The following is a 14,712-nucleotide window of genomic DNA, read 5'->3' as shown; positions in this document are numbered from 1 at the left end:
GCCGCGGGTGCCGCCAATCTCGGAAAAATCTCACCCCGAACGCTATACCAAAGATTGCCGAACTCCAACGCCCGTCTTGCCGGGAAATCGGGGCTAATCCTGGCGTTGCTTGTCCTTCTCACGCAGTTCCGTCTTCAGGATCTTGCCGTAATTGTTCTTCGGCAGTTGATCGACGAAGACATAGTCCTTCGGCCGTTTGAAACGCGCGATATTGTCCAGACACAGCTTGTCCAGATCCGCCGGACCGATATCCTTGCCGACCACATAGGCGACGACGACTTCGCCCCAATCCGCGTCGGGGCGGCCGATGACGGAAACTTCCTGCACCCGATCATCGGTCAACAGGACTTCCTCGATCTCGCGCGGATAGATGTTCGATCCGCCCGAAATGATCATGTCCTTCGACCGGTCCTTCAACGTGATGAAACCGTCCTCGTCGATCTCGCCGACATCGCCGGTATAGAGCCAGCCGTGCTTCAGCGCCTTTGCCGTCGCTTCCGGATTGTTCCAATAGCCCTTGATCACCGCGTCGCCGCGAATGACGACCTCACCAATCTCGCCCGGCGCCAACAGGGTGCCGTCATCGTCGGCGACGGTGCATTCGACGGTCGAATTCGCGATCCCGATCGACCCCAGCCGGTGGCGCCATTTCGGATGGTCGCGGTCGGCGATTTGCGCCTTGGACAGGATGGTTCCCGTCATCGGGCTTTCGCCCTGGCCGAACAATTGCGCGAAACGATTACCGAAGCGGTCGATGGCCCGGATCGCGTCATCCACATACATCGGCGCACCGCCATAGGTGATGGTGCGGATGCCTGTCGGATCGATATCGCCCGGATGCCCGGTCAGGCGGGTCACCATGGTCGGAGCCGCGAACATCGAAACCGCCCCCCAATGGCTGGCAAGCGCACCGATCTCCGCCGGATCGAAGCCGCCCGATTCCGGGACGACATTGACCCCGGCCTTGCACAGATGCGGCACCATATACATGCCCGACCCGTGGCTGAGCGGCGCGGCGTGCAGGCATTGCTCGCCGGGGAAGACCGGTTCGATGTCCGACAGATAGCCGAAGGTCATGGCCGCGATGTTACGGTGGCTGATCTGTGCGCCCTTGGGCCGGCCTGTCGTGCCGCTGGTATAGAACAGCCAGGCCATGTCGTCCGCATGCGCGTCCTGAAGCTCCAGCACCGCATCGCCGAACAGCTTTTCGTAATCCGCCGTGCGGATCTCGATGACCCGTTCGACGCAATCGGGTTTGTACTGTTCGATCGTCTCGGTCAGGTCGGCGGTCGTGAAGACAACCCGAGAGCCGGAGTCTTCCAGGATGTATTTGAACTCGTTCCCATGAAGCTTGGCATTGGCCGGCACGGCGGAGATGTTGGCCCACCACAGCCCCCACAGGACCTCCATATATTCCGGAACGTTCTTCGTCGCCAACGCCACCCGGTCGCCGGGTTTCAGGCCCAGATCGTTCCGAAGTGCTGCCGCGAGACGCGCCGCCCGGTTCGCCAGTTTACGATAATCCTGAAACGGCGCCGTCCCGTATCCGACCGCGCACTGTTCGGGGAAACTGCGCGCCGCGCGCGCCAGCCAGGTTGCAAGATTCATGGCACCGATACCTTGTCCTAAAAAATCCCAGTTCCGTGTTTCTATTGCCCGCTGGTATAGCCGAGCGTGATGCCGCCATCGACGACCATCTCCAGCCCGGTGACGTATTTCGATTCGTCAGAGGCCAGGAAAAGCGCGGCATAGGCGACGTCCCAGGCATCGCCCATATGGCCCATCGGGCACTGCGCGTCGCGTGCGGCCCAGGTCGCCTCCACATCCCCTTCCCCATATTGGGAAACAAGCCCCGTGGCGGCCGCCACCATCGGCGTCTTCATCAAGCCCGGAAGGACGGCGTTCACGCGCACATGGTCCTTGGCATATTGCCGGGCCGTCGTCCGCGTCAGATGATTCATCGCCGCCTTGGTCGAGTAATAGGTGCAATAGGGAACGCCCGTATAGGCGATGCCCGCGATGGAAGAGATGTTGATGATCGACCCGCCGCCCTGGTCGACCATGATCGGGATGACGTGTTTCATCGACAGGAAGGCCGACTTCAAATTCACCGCATGGACGAAGTCCCACTGTTCCTCGGTCGTTTCGACCACGCCGCCGGTCTCCGCGATCCCGACATTGTTGTCCAGGATATCGATCCGGCCCCAGGCCTGCATGGTGGCATCCACCATGGCCTTGATGTCGTCCTGCGAGGTGACGTCCGCCTGGAACATCTTCGCCTCGCCGCCCTCGGCTTCGATAATGGAGACGGTTTCCGCCGCCGCATCCGCATTGCGGTCGACGCACATGACCTTGGCCCCTTCGCGGGCGAAGAGGGCCGCCGTCGCCTTACCGTTGCCCCAGCCCGGTCCCGAGGAACCGGCCCCCACGATCAACGCCACCTTGCCCGACAAACGATCCGCCATCGGTTTTCCTCCCAAACGATTTTAACCTTGTTGGCGGGAAGATTGGCACGGTGTTTGGGGGGCGACAACGCCGCTGACATCAACACTGCTTGTTGCGCGGCGCAGACAAACCGCGTGAACTTGGCATCCGGCGTGAACTTGGCATCCCGCGCGAACTTGGCATCCAGGGCGCCCGGACATAGACTCCGCGGCTCTCGAAATCAGACTTCACCAAGGACGCGCCTTGATTAGTCCCGTCTCCAGACCCGACGCCCCGGCGGACGTGCAAACAGGCAGCCCGTCAAACACGCCGACCGATGGCATCGCGATCACCGTCCGCCCGGCGGAGGAACAGGACGCGCAAGCCCTGGCCGACATGGCCAATGCCTTGAATGTCGCGCATGGGAAATCGGCCACGCTCTATACCGCCGAACTGATCCATGGCGAAGCCTTCTCGGAAGACCGGGTCTGCCACTTCCTGATCGCCGAGCGGGAAGGCCATCCGGCGGGCTATGCCCTGTACCATTGGATGTTCAACTCCGACCTGGCCCGTCGCGGCATCTGGCTGACGGATTTGTTCGTCATGCCCGGCGAACGCCGGCACGGTGTCGGGCGCAAGCTGTTCAGCGCCGTCGCGGCGAAAACCGTCGAATCGGGAATGGCGTCATTATGGTGGGGGGTGATGAGCGACAATACTCAAGCGCGCGCCTTTTTCGCCTCGCTCGGCGCCCGTGACGAGGACGCGCGAATCCTGGAATTGGACGGCCAGGCCTTGCAGGCTTTGGCGGCAGAGGCCAAATGAGCAGGGCCGGAACCGAAAGATTTAGATGACCGACCCTTCTTACCGATCCCCAATTCCCCCTGCCGAACCGAACGGCCGACGACCGTCCGGCCCGCCCATGTTCAACCTGCCCCCGATCGTGAGCTGGGTGATCGCCGCCAATGTCCTGGTACATGTCGGCCGCATGTTTTTGTCCTATCCGGCCCAGGAGTGGCTGTTCAGGACCTTCGCCTACGTACCGGCCCGCTATACGGTCGAAGGCGCCTTCGCGCATGACCCCATCCCGGCGATCATTTCGCCGATCGGGTACACCCTGCTGCATGCCGATTTCATGCATCTTTTCATGAACATGGCCTTCTTCATGGCCTTCGGCACGGTCGTGGCGCGCCGCATGGGCGAGTTGAAATTCCTTCTGCTCTATGCGCTGACGGCGATCGCCGGCGTATTAACCCTGCAGTTCATGAATTCGGATTCGACCGCGGTGGTGATCGGTGCCTCCGGGGCCGTGTCCGGCATGGTGGGCGCGGTCGCCGCGGTGGCGCTGAAACCGCGTCCCGACCGGCTGCCGCCGCCGCGCCCCTTCCACGATCCCCGCAATGCCGCGGTCTTCATCCTGGTCTGGATCGGCTTGACCGTCGTGGTCGGCATATTGCCCGGCGCGCTTTTCGGGGTGGAAGGCCGCATCGCATGGGAATCCCACCTTGGCGGGTTCATCCTGGGCTTTCTGTTGATGCCGATGCTGGAGAAGCGGCTTCCCCGGCATTAGGTTGCAACCCGGAATTGGCCCCGTCACTGGCACAGTCGACGTTTTACCCCTATATCCCTGTCAGCCGGTCGGGTACGAGACCGGATTATTTTTGACTGCCATTCAAACGGTGATGATCCATGAACGCGCTTGAAGCCATTCTTTCCCGCCAATCCGCCCGCGCCGTGACGCTGAAGGACCCCGTCCCCAGCGGTGAGGATCTGGCGGAAATTCTGCAAGCTGGGATGACCGCACCGGACCATGGCGCGTTGAGGCCCTGGCGCTTCAAGATCATCGAAGGGGATGCCCGCGCACGGCTGGGGGATGTTTTCGCCGAAGCCCTGATCCTGCGCGAACCGAATTCCGACAAGGCTGCCCTGGACTCGATCCGCACGAAGCCCTTGCGGTCGCCGATGATCATCGCCGTCTGCGCCGAGATCACCGAAAACCACCCCAAGGTGCCGCCGGTTGAACAGGTGGTCGCCGCCGCCTGCGCCGCGCAGAATGTCATCACCGCCGCCCATGCCAAGGGTTACGGAGCGATCATGTTGAGCGGCTGGCCGGCTTATGACGATCACGTTAAGAACGCGCTGGGCCTCAGCCGCAAGGACGCCATCGTGACCTTCATCTATATGGGCACGCCGGACGGGACGAGCCCGGTGAAGGAACGCCCCGGGCACGAGGCGTTCACCGCCGTCTGGACCGGTTGATCCTTACGCTTCCGCCTTCTTCCGGAGGGCTTCCAGGCAAATCCAGTCATGCGCGATGGTCGCCGCCGCGATGGAGGTGATCTCCGCATGGTCATAAGGCGGCGCGACCTCCACAATATCCATCCCGGTCCAGTCGATTGAACCCAGGCCCCGGACGATTTCCAGCGCCTGCGCGCTGCTCAATCCCCCGGCAACCGGGGTACCGGTACCAGGCGCGAAAGCCGGGTCCAAGCAATCGATATCGAAGGTCAGATAGGCCTTCCCCGACCCGACGATTTCCAAAGTCCGCTCGATCACCGTCGCCGGTCCATTGTTGTGCACGAAGGGGGCGTCCAGGATCGTGATGCCCCGGTCGTCATCGGTGATCGTGCGGATACCGATCTGCACCGACCGGGCCGGATCGACCAAGCCCTTGGCGACGGCGCGCGTGAACATCGTGCCGTGATTCAATTCGCTGCCGTCGTCGTCCCAGGTGTCGGGATGCGCATCGAAATGGACGAGACCGACGGGACCATGCTTTTCCGCGATCGCCTCCAGGATCGGTAGGGTGATGAAATGGTCTCCACCGATGGAAAGCGGCTTGGCCCCGCCATCCAGGATTTCCCGGATATGCGCGGTGATGATCGGCGGCATCTTCTCCGGATATCCGACCTCCAGATAACAATCGCCATAATCGACGACGGCGAGATGCTCGAACGGGTCGAAGTTGAAGGGAAAGGCGTTCAGTTCCGACAACTGTACGCTGCCCGCACGCACCCCGCGCGGCCCCAACCGCGCGCCCGGCCGATAGGTCGTTGCAAGATCGAAGGGGATACCGGTCACCGCGACATCGATACCGTCCAGTTCCCTGGTATAGGGACGGCGCAGGAAGGAGAGCGCGCCCGAATAGGTCGACTCCCGCCACCGGCCGTACGGATCCGCCTTGCGGAAACCCTGGTCGCCCTTTTGCTCACTCGAACCCGTCATGTCCCGTCCCTCGAAAATAGATTAAAATAGATAAATGTCGCGCAGTGCCGGAACACGCCGAGGCGCGCCCGCCGGCGACAGCTTTCAACCCCGCGCCGCGCCGGTCAACTGCCAATTGGAAAACGCCATGGACCTGATATCCTCTCCCTAAATCGCACATAAAATAGCGGGAGAAAAACCATGCGGGTGGGCGTTCCAAAAGAAATCAAGATCCACGAATACCGGGTCGGCCTGGTGCCGTCGAGTGTCCGGGAACTGGTCCATCATGGCCATGAGGTCTTTGTCGAAACCGCGGCCGGCGCCGGCATAGGCGTCTGGGACGAGGACTATATGAAGGCCGGCGCGAAGATTCTGCCGGACGCGGCCTCGGTCTTCGAAACAGCCGACATGATCGTGAAGGTCAAGGAACCGCAGCCGTCCGAAATCGCGCTGCTGCGGGAGGGACAGGTTCTGTTCACCTATCTGCATCTTGCCGCCGACGAGGCGCAGACCCGCGGATTGATGGACAATGGCTGTATCGCCATCGCCTATGAAACCGTGACCGACGCGCGCGGCCGCCTCCCCCTGCTGGCACCGATGAGCGAGGTGGCCGGGCGGATGAGCGTCCAGGTCGGCGCCCATTACCTGGAAAAGGAACAAGGCGGACGCGGCGTGCTGCTGGGCGGTGTCGCGGGCGTCCAGGCGGCGGATGTGGTCGTTATCGGCGGCGGCGTCTCGGGCACCAATGCCGCGCGCATGGCCATGGGCATGGAAGCGCGCGTGACGGTGATCGACCGGTCGCTGGACCGCCTGATGGAACTCGATACGATCTTCGGGCCGACACTGAACACCATCTATTCGACCGTCGACGCGATCGAGCAGCATGTGACGAATGCCGACCTGGTGATCGGCGCCGTGCTGGTTCCCGGAGCGGCAGCGCCGAAACTGGTGACCAAGGAAATGGTGAAGGCTATGCGCCCCGGATCGGTCATGGTCGATATCGCCATCGACCAGGGCGGGTGCTTCGAGACCTCACGCCCGACCAGCCATTCCGAACCGACCTATGTGGAAGACGACGTGGTCCATTATTGCGTCACCAACATGCCGGGCGCCGTGGCGCGGACATCCACCTTCGCCCTAAACAACGCCACCCTTCCCTTCACCTTGAAACTGGCGAATGAAGGCTACCGCGCGGCATTGGGCAAGGACGCGCATCTGCGCGCCGGGCTGAACATTCACAAGGGGCAGTGCACCTATAAGGCCGTGGCCGACGAGTTCGGCATGGATTATCACGCGCCGGAGGAAGTGCTGGGCTTGTAGAAGACCCGGAAGACCCGGCCGTCCACGGCCAGCAGGCCAAGGCCGATCAACCCTATCCCGGCCAGGGCGTTCGCCGTGATCACTTCGTGCAGGAAGACCGCGCCAAGGATGATCGCGCTGACCGGCACCAGCAGGGTCACCAACAGCAGATTGGTGGCCCCGGCCCGGGCCAGAATGCGGAAATAGAGAAGATAGGCGAAAGCCGTGCAGAGCAATGCCATGCCGGCAACCGCAACGACCGGACCGGTATCCGGCAGCGGCGCGGCTTGCGGCTGTTCCACGATCATCGAGATCGGCAGCATCATGATCGTGCTGCCGGTCAGCATGCCCGTGGCGGCGACCATCGGGGACAATCCGCGCAGCCGCCGACCGAAGATGCCCGCGAAGGCATAACTCAGCGACGCAGCCAATCCGGCGCATTGCCCTAACAGCGCACCGTCACCGGTTTGCGTCAGGCCGGCAATGGCGCTTGGACCAATCAGTACCGCGACACCGATCACGCCGCACAACACGCCGGTAAAGCGCGGCAGGGTCAGTTTCTCATCCGAAGTCAGGACATGGGCGACCAGCACGGCGAAGAGCGGCGTGGTGGCGTTCAGGATCGACGCGACACCGCTGTCTATCCGGGTTTGGCCCCAGCTGATCAGGCTGAAGGGAATGACATTGTTCATCGCCCCCATGGCGAGCAGCGCCAGCCAGATCCAGCCGAACCGCGGCACGGCCTCTCCGCGGATAGCAATCACCGCCCACAGGACCAGCGCAGCGATGCCGACACGCCCCGTCACCAATGTCAGGGGGCCCATGCCGGTCAGGGCGATCTCGGTCAGAAAAAAGGACCCGCCCCAGATCAGGGACAGCAGGACGATCAAGCCCCAGACACCGGCGGACATGGGATACGTGGGCATCGGATGGGACGACATGGAAACAACCTCAACAATCGCGAAACCGAGGGCCGGCTTACGCCGTATGTGTGCGTCGCGACACCCGGAACTTGCGGCGCGGGTCCTTCGGTCGGCCCCCCGCCCCTCGGATCAGGGAAGCATGTCCTTCAGCCGGTAATAGACCATGGCCAAAACCAGGGCGGGGGTGCGGAACCGGCCGCCCGGGAAGATTGGGTGTTTGAACTTTGCCATCACGTCGAACCGTTCCGACTGGCCCTTGATCGCCTCCGCCATCAGGCGCCCGGCCATGCCGCTGAGCGACAGGCCGTGGCCGGAGAAACCCTGGGCGAAATAGGTCGACGGCCCCAGGCGGCCGAAATGCGGCATCCGGTCGACGGTAATGCCGATATAGCCGCCCCAGCAGTAATCCAACTTCGCATCGCCCAGTTGCGGGAAGACGGCGGTCATCCGCGGTTTCATGAAGGAAAACAGATCGGAAGGCTGCAGCGTCGAATAACTGGCCCTGCCGCCGAACAGCATGCGGCGGTCGCCGCTGAGTCGGAAGTAGTTGACGATGAAGTTGCAGTCCGCGACCGCCTCGTCCCCCGGCAGCAGCGATTTCGCCATGTTCTCGCTCAACGGTTCCGTCGCCAGGATATAGCTTTGAACCGGCATCAGGCGGCGATACAGGAAAGGAACCGTATCCCGCAGATAGGCATTGCCGCCGAGGACCATGAACTTCGCCGAGACGGTCCCGTTCGCCGTATGAGCCTTCGGCGCATCGCCGGTATCGACGGAGATAACCGGCGAATTCTCGAAAATCTTCGCCCCCGCCTTCACCGCGGCATCGGCCAGGCCAAGGCAATAATTCAAGGGATGGACATGGCCCGCGCGCTTTTCCCAAAGTCCGCCGACATAGGCATCCGAACCGATCTTTTCCCGAACCGCCGCCTTGTCCAGCAGACGGATATCGTCATGCCCGAACCGGGTATATTCCTCGGCCATATGCTCCAAATCGTCGGCTTGGCGCTGTTTGCCCGCCAAATGCATATAGCCCCATTTCAGATCGCAATCGATGCCGTGATCCGCGACGCGTTGGCCGACCAGCTCCACCGCCTCGTCGACGATCTGCCACGCCATGGCGGCATCTTCCTTGCCAATGCGTTCCTCGATCCTTTCCATGCTGTTGGAATAGCCGGAGCAGATCTGCCCGCCGTTCCGGCCCGAGGCGCCGTAACCGACCACATTCGCTTCGAGCACGGCGACCGAATACCCCGCAAGCGCCAGGTCGAGCGCGGCGGAGAGCCCGGTATAGCCGGCCCCGACAACACAGACATCGACATCGATATCGCCCTGCAGCGCCGGGTGGCCGGTATGCGCGTTGGCGCTGGCCCGGTAATAGGACAGGGGTTCGTCAGATGCGTTCATGGAAATCATCCACAGATTGGAAGAGGGAACATACCTCGCCCGTTCTAGCGCCGCCAACCGGGGGGCCACAAGCCCTGTACAGGAGTAGGAATGTCGCAAAACAGCCCCGCTCCGTCACCGAGGGAGCGGCGCGGGAACTCAGAAAACCGGTCAGCGCGTGCCGCTGCGGCTGAAATGATTCGGCGGCGGCAGCATCAACGGGCTTGGGGCATGCCTGACATCACGCACGGGCGCCCGGGTCCGGCGGCGGCTGCCATAGCGTTGCTCGAACCGGACGAGATCCATCACCAACCAGGCGAATTGCGGCAAGGCAAAACTGAGGACGGCCAGCATGATCTTCGGCGCGCCGGCAGCGGCGTCGCCGGCAGCAAATCCGATCGCACCGACAAGCACACAGAACAGATACGCGCCGACATGGCATCCGGCGATCAGCGAAGGTCCGCTGTCCGACCGCCAGAAGAAGACCAGCAGGACGCGGCTCAACACATAGGTCGGCACCAAGGCAGCAATGAAAAAGGCAACTCCCACAAGGGCAAACATAGTGTCCCCCTTATTTGATCCTCCCGATCTTGACGCCGGGCTGACTGTGGTAAGCGGTTAGTTTAGTAAAAAACGATCCCATGGCTATCTAAAAGTTCAGTATTCTCTAATTTTTATCGAAGATCCCTCACTATATGGCAGAAGTGCGACATTCCGGGTCGCCTTCGCCAACTGGCATTTCCCAAAACTGCGTCAAGCTTTGCCCGAGACGAAAACAAATGCACGTCCGGGGGAAAACCATGCAAACATCGGAAGGCCCTGTCATCACGGGCGCCGAAAAGCCGGCACATGGAATGGGACGCCAACACGGGGCCATGGAATTCTCCCGGCCGCCGGTCGACCTCGATACGGTGCGGCGCGGTCAACCACCTGTCCTATCTCTATCCCAGCCTGATCCACGGCGTCGGTTTGGCGGACGAATATCCGTCGATCAAACATGCTGTCGACTGGGAAACGCGCGGCATAGACGGCACCCTGCAGGAAGGGATGACCCTTTGCGTGGAAAGCTTCATCGGGGTCGAGGGCGGCCGAGAGGGTGTTAAGTTGGAAGAGCAGGTCCTGATCACCGACAAGGGCGCGGTGCCGTTGTCGACCTACCCTTACGAACTGGCCTGGCTGTGACGGCGTAGTACGACGCCTTCCTGTTTTCCTTTGAAATATCGGATTTGCTCGTCGCTGAAACCGCCGCCGTTGTAATAGGCGTCCTTGATCCGCAATGCCTGCATCATAGCGACGATCGTTTCCTCGCTGAGTGACGATGCACTGCCGGCCGAGGCGCAGATATAAGCGATCACCGTGTTGCGGAAACTGTTGGACAATCCGCCGACGCCGCTGGCGATCATCATCCCCGCGCATTGCCGTCCCTTGGAAGAAAAACGCGCATAGAAGGACCGGGGAAACCCGGTGCGCACGACGGAAATCGCGCCGAGTTCTATGCCCTCGCCCAATGTCCAGCCGTACAGGTCGCGCAGGTCATCCTGCAATCCGACGACGGATTCCGGGACCGTCCAATGCCAGCCTTTGGGCAGCATTCTGAGATGCAGGCTGAGGACATAGCGGGGCCCACTGAAGGTCAGGCGTTCGAGATAACGTTGCGACCTGCCGCCGGTCAACCAGGCGGCTTCCGCCTCACTGCCCAGCGCTTCGATGCGGCCGCCATAGAAGTCGCTGTCGACCTCCATCCGAAGCAGATCCTTCGGCAATTTGACCCATTCGTCCCGCGGCGGCCCGCCCGTCGTCTGGCACGCCGACAGCAAGGCCGCGACAAGCATAACGGCCCCTGCACGCATCAAAGGTTGGCGGAATACAAGTACTCGAATGAGGAACCGGCAAACCCCGGTGAAAAGATCGACATACACCATAAACAGGATTTTAGGGTTCCCGCCTCAACCGCGTCAATCGCCGCCGGTGCCTTTCTTCATCCGAAATACGGCGTTGCAGACACGGTCCGAGTTTCCACCCAAATCTTTGGCCTGGAAGGATATACGCGCCTCGCCGGTGCCGCCGAGAATGCCCTTGGCCGGGCCGAGCAGCTCAAGCCCCTTGCCGTCGGTCAAACGGACCTCGCCGATGAAATTGCGGCCGATAAAGGCGCCTGCCAGTTCCAATTGGAAGCCGAACCGGTCGGTCAGCACGGCGTTCACCCGCCCGAACTGGAAGTAGATTTCCTGGAAATGGGAGGCATGCGCGCCGCAGAAGGAGGACGGCGCCGCCATGCTGGTATCCTGGTCGGTGCCGAAGAAACGGCCGATCCACAAACCCTCAAGCGGGAACTGGGAAACACCCTGTGCAAGCGCCGGCAACGGTGCCGCGGCGCCCCCCAATAACGCCATGAGGATGAGCGGTCTGATCGATTTAAGCATGGTTCGCACCCGCCGATCTTGGTTTTCCGGTCACCCCTCGCCTCCAACTCAGATGGTATCGCTTGGGCGCGTTATCAATCAACGGCCGCCATTGTGGCCGGACTGGCTAGACGCTGCGCATGTAAAGCTCATAGTCCCGCGGCGGAATGACGTCGTGATACTGGTCCGCCTCCCATCGCCGGATGCCCAGATAGGTCTCGTGATAGGTTTCGCCGAGATAGCGGCGCATCACATCGCTATGCTGGAAGGTCGCCAGCGCCGGTTCCCATCGTGTCGGCAATCCGCCTAGCGGCCGGTCATAGGCATTACCCTTTTCCATCGGCCCGGGATCCAACTTTTCCGAAATCCCATGATGGATGCCGGCCAGGATGGCCGCCGTTACCAGATAGGGATTGGCATCCGCCCCGGCCGCCCGATGCTCGACGCGAACCGCCGCCGCGTCGCTATGCGGAATGCGCAGGGCGACGGACCGGTTGTTGACGCCCCAGGCGCGGTTGACCGGCGCATAACTGTCCGTTCGGAACCGGCGATAGGAATTGGCGTTCGGCGCATAGATCGCCATCGCGTCCGCCATGGTCTGCCGCAGGCCTGCTATGGCGTGCTTCAGTTTCACATCCATTTCCAATCCGGTTTCGGGATCGACACTGTCGCTGGAGAACACGTTCCGGCCATCCTTGTCGATCAGGCTGACATGGACGTGCATGCCGTTACCGGCCTGATCCGGAAAGGGCTTGGCCATGAAACTGGCGATCATCCGGTGCTTGCGGGCAACGCATTTGACAACCCGCTTGAACAGAACGGCCTGATCGCAGGCCGCGGCCGCATCCGCGACATGGTTCAGGTTGATTTCGAACTGGCCGGGGGCGAATTCCGACGTGGTGACATCAGCCATCACGCCCTGGATCTCGCAACTGCGCTCGATCTCGGTGAGCACCGTGTCGAAATCGCCCAGATCGTCCATGCTGTAGACCTGCACCGTCTTCGGCCTTTGCCGCAGATCGGGCGCCAGGGCCGGGCGCGGCATACCGTCACGGCCCATTTTCGGGTCCAGCAGATAGAACTCCAATTCGATCGCGATGACCGGCGTCAGCCCCATATCGGTCAGCGGCTGCAAGGCATGCAGCAGCACCTGCCGGGGATCGCCGAAGAACGGCGCGCCGTCGTCGTCCAGCATGGTTCCCATGATCTGTGCCGAGGGACGTTCCGCCCAGGGAATAAGGGACAGGGTCCCATCGACGCCGAAGACCGCGAAGTCCGGATCACCGTCCCGCGAACCATAAGGAATGGTTAGGCAATTCTGGCCTTCCACATCCAGCAGATAGGTTGACCCCGGCATCCGCATGCCCTCGGTGGTCAGTTTGCCCAGTGCCGACATCTGCAGGCGTTTGCCGCGGAATATGCCGTTCGTATCGGGCAGCAGCACGTCGACGGTCTCGACATCGGGATGTTCGGCGAGGAAAGTACTTACGGATTCTTCTGTTAGAAGCTGGGTCATGACCAATCCACTCTTGCAGCGCCCAGCCCCAAAACCGGCCGACACTCTGTTTGGCGAAATGGTGCCCGTGGGATTTGCCGCGTCAAGCCCCGAAGGATATTCTCGCCGCCATCGACAACAACACGACTGGATTTCCACGTGACCCAACCCTCCATAAGCGAAATGTCCGATTGGTTGAGGGAAAACCGCATCGACGAGGTGGAATGCCTCGTCGCCGACATATCCGGCATCGCCCGGGGCAAGATCGTACCGACCCAGCGCTTCATCGCCGGCTTGTCGGACCGCGGACTGCGCGTCCCGGAAGCGATCTTTCTACAGACGGTGACCGGTGATTTCGTCGCCGGCGTATCGGACGTCATTTGGGAATCCAACCGCGACATCTTCATGCAGCCGGATCCGAGCAGTATTCGCATGGTGCCCTGGTATCCGGACCCGGTCGCCCAGATCATCTGCGACGTCAATTTCCTGGACGGCAAACCGGTGCCCTTCGCGCCCCGAGCCGTACTGCGCAACGTTCTGGCGCAGTACGAAAAGCGCAATCTGAAACCGGTTGTCGCGCCGGAACTGGAATTCTACCTGATCAAGAAGAACCTGGACCCGGACTATCCGCTTGAACCGGCCGCCGGCCTGTCGGGACGCCAGGAAACGGGGCGCCAAGCCTACGGCATCGAGGCGGCGAACGAATTCGATCCCGTCATCGAGGACATCTACGACTATTGCGAAGGCAGCGGTATCGACGTCGAAACCATGGCCCATGAGGCCGGCGCCGCGCAGATGGAGATCAACTTCAACCACGGCGATCCGATGGACCTCGCCGATCAGGTCTTCCTGTTCAAGCGCACCGTGCGCCAGGCCGCGCTGAAACACGACATGTACGCGACCTTTATGGCGCGCCCGCATCAGTTCCAGCCCGGTTCATCCATGCATATCCACCAATCGGTATTGGACGCGCGCACGGGCAAGAACATCTTCGCGACCGAAAAGGGCAAGCATTCGAAGAAGCTGCATCACTATATCGGGGGATTGCAGCGCTATGTGAACGCAGCCATGCCGCTCTTCGCGCCGAACGTGAACTCCTACCGCCGGATCACGCCCTATTCCGATGCGCCGATCAACACGCATTGGGGGATCGACAACCGCACGGTCGGCTTGCGGGTTCCCGATTCGAAACCGGCCGCCTACCGTGTGGAGAACCGCGTGGCCGGGGCGGACGCGAACCCGTATCTAGCGATCGCCGGCACGCTGGCCTGCGGGTTGCTGGGCCTGAAGGACAAGCTGGAACCGACCAGACCGATCGAAGGGGACGCCTATCGCCTTGCCTTCAACCTGCCGCGGCACCTTGAGGATTCCCTGTCCAAGCTGAACTACGCGAAGCCCCTCAAACTGGTCTTGGGCGAACAGTTCGTGAAGCTGCTGGCGGAGGTAAAGACCTATGAATCCGACCTCTATCAGCGCGTCATCTCAAGCTGGGAGCGAGAGAACCTGTTGTTGAACGTGTAACCGCGCAGGGCTGCCAATTTGAAATCGTCCTGCTATACTGAAGCGATGTTCGGACAGACCC

The 14,712-nt window shown here is 61.7% G+C and carries 15 protein-coding genes; 6 read left to right on the top strand and 9 right to left on the bottom strand.

The window, feature by feature from the left end; genetic code table 11:
* Window positions 1-93 precede the first annotated feature (93 nt).
* The gene (locus tag ACQK2G_RS06150; RefSeq protein ID WP_425404143.1) at window positions 94-1,608 is read right to left on the bottom strand and encodes an AMP-binding protein; all 1,515 of its coding nucleotides are present in this window, start codon (window positions 1,606-1,608) and stop codon (window positions 94-96) included.
* Window positions 1,609-1,649: 41 nt separating this feature from the next.
* Window positions 1,650-2,465, bottom strand: a complete 816-nt coding sequence (locus ACQK2G_RS06145) for an SDR family NAD(P)-dependent oxidoreductase (protein ID WP_425404142.1) — start codon at window positions 2,463-2,465, stop codon at window positions 1,650-1,652.
* A 223-nt stretch (window positions 2,466-2,688) separates the two neighbouring features.
* Here ACQK2G_RS06145 and ACQK2G_RS06140 point away from each other — a divergent pair, with 223 nt between their 5' ends.
* The 3 genes from ACQK2G_RS06140 (at window position 2,689) to ACQK2G_RS06130 (ending at window position 4,680) form a co-directional block, all read left to right on the top strand.
* Window positions 2,689-3,246: an N-acetyltransferase family protein gene (locus ACQK2G_RS06140; protein ID WP_425404141.1), complete on the top strand. Its 558-nt coding sequence runs from the start codon at window positions 2,689-2,691 to the stop codon at window positions 3,244-3,246.
* Between the two features lie 97 nt (window positions 3,247-3,343).
* On the top strand, window positions 3,344-3,991 hold the full coding sequence (locus ACQK2G_RS06135) for a rhomboid family intramembrane serine protease (protein ID WP_425404140.1): 648 nt from the start codon (window positions 3,344-3,346) through the stop codon (window positions 3,989-3,991).
* A 119-nt stretch (window positions 3,992-4,110) separates the two neighbouring features.
* Window positions 4,111-4,680 (top strand): nitroreductase family protein, encoded by a 570-nt coding sequence (locus tag ACQK2G_RS06130; RefSeq protein ID WP_425404139.1) that lies wholly within the window; start codon window positions 4,111-4,113, stop codon window positions 4,678-4,680.
* A 3-nt stretch (window positions 4,681-4,683) separates the two neighbouring features.
* On the opposite strand, the gene speB is transcribed toward ACQK2G_RS06130, so the two are convergent.
* Window positions 4,684-5,646: an agmatinase gene (gene speB / locus ACQK2G_RS06125; protein ID WP_425404138.1), complete on the bottom strand. Its 963-nt coding sequence runs from the start codon at window positions 5,644-5,646 to the stop codon at window positions 4,684-4,686.
* A gap of 180 nt (window positions 5,647-5,826) precedes the next feature.
* Here speB and ald point away from each other — a divergent pair, with 180 nt between their 5' ends.
* A complete protein-coding gene (gene ald / locus ACQK2G_RS06120) occupies window positions 5,827-6,945 on the top strand; it encodes an alanine dehydrogenase (RefSeq protein ID WP_425404137.1) in 1,119 nt (372 codons plus the stop codon).
* Here the strand turns inward: ald and ACQK2G_RS06115 are convergent.
* From ACQK2G_RS06115 to ACQK2G_RS06105, 3 genes are all read right to left on the bottom strand, one after another.
* Window positions 6,915-7,865, bottom strand: a complete 951-nt coding sequence (locus ACQK2G_RS06115; RefSeq protein ID WP_425404136.1) for a DMT family transporter — start codon at window positions 7,863-7,865, stop codon at window positions 6,915-6,917. The genes ald and ACQK2G_RS06115 overlap by 31 nt on opposite strands.
* 111 nt (window positions 7,866-7,976) lie before the next feature.
* Entirely contained in the window at window positions 7,977-9,254 is a 1,278-nt protein-coding gene (locus ACQK2G_RS06110; RefSeq protein WP_425404135.1) for an NAD(P)/FAD-dependent oxidoreductase, read from the bottom strand.
* Window positions 9,255-9,404: 150 nt separating this feature from the next.
* A complete protein-coding gene (locus ACQK2G_RS06105) occupies window positions 9,405-9,794 on the bottom strand; it encodes a hypothetical protein (RefSeq protein WP_425404134.1) in 390 nt (129 codons plus the stop codon).
* Between the two features lie 288 nt (window positions 9,795-10,082).
* On the opposite strand from ACQK2G_RS06105, the gene ACQK2G_RS06100 reads away from it, so the two are divergent.
* Window positions 10,083-10,415: a M24 family metallopeptidase gene (locus ACQK2G_RS06100; RefSeq protein ID WP_425404133.1), complete on the top strand. Its 333-nt coding sequence runs from the start codon at window positions 10,083-10,085 to the stop codon at window positions 10,413-10,415.
* Here the strand turns inward: ACQK2G_RS06100 and ACQK2G_RS06095 are convergent.
* The 3 genes from ACQK2G_RS06095 to ACQK2G_RS06085 form a co-directional block, all read right to left on the bottom strand.
* Window positions 10,394-11,065 carry a hypothetical protein gene (locus tag ACQK2G_RS06095; protein ID WP_425404132.1) on the bottom strand — a complete coding sequence of 224 codons (672 nt, stop codon included), beginning with the start codon at window positions 11,063-11,065 and terminating at the stop codon, window positions 10,394-10,396. The two genes, ACQK2G_RS06100 and ACQK2G_RS06095, sit on opposite strands and share 22 nt — an antisense overlap.
* Before the next feature lie 123 nt (window positions 11,066-11,188).
* The gene (locus ACQK2G_RS06090) at window positions 11,189-11,656 is read right to left on the bottom strand and encodes a hypothetical protein (RefSeq protein ID WP_425404131.1); all 468 of its coding nucleotides are present in this window, start codon (window positions 11,654-11,656) and stop codon (window positions 11,189-11,191) included.
* Between the two features lie 106 nt (window positions 11,657-11,762).
* On the bottom strand, window positions 11,763-13,151 hold the full coding sequence (locus ACQK2G_RS06085) for a glutamine synthetase family protein (RefSeq protein WP_425404130.1): 1,389 nt from the start codon (window positions 13,149-13,151) through the stop codon (window positions 11,763-11,765).
* A gap of 153 nt (window positions 13,152-13,304) precedes the next feature.
* Between ACQK2G_RS06085 and ACQK2G_RS06080 the strand changes: the two genes are divergently transcribed.
* Window positions 13,305-14,651 (top strand): glutamine synthetase family protein, encoded by a 1,347-nt coding sequence (locus ACQK2G_RS06080; protein ID WP_425407619.1) that lies wholly within the window; start codon window positions 13,305-13,307, stop codon window positions 14,649-14,651.
* The last annotated feature ends 61 nt before the right edge of the window (window positions 14,652-14,712 follow it).

The sequence above is a fragment of the Hwanghaeella sp. genome, from assembly GCF_965227365.1.
Taxonomy (GTDB): Bacteria; Pseudomonadota; Alphaproteobacteria; order UBA8366; family Aestuariispiraceae; genus Hwanghaeella.
This window is presented reverse-complemented; position numbering and strand designations above follow the sequence as displayed.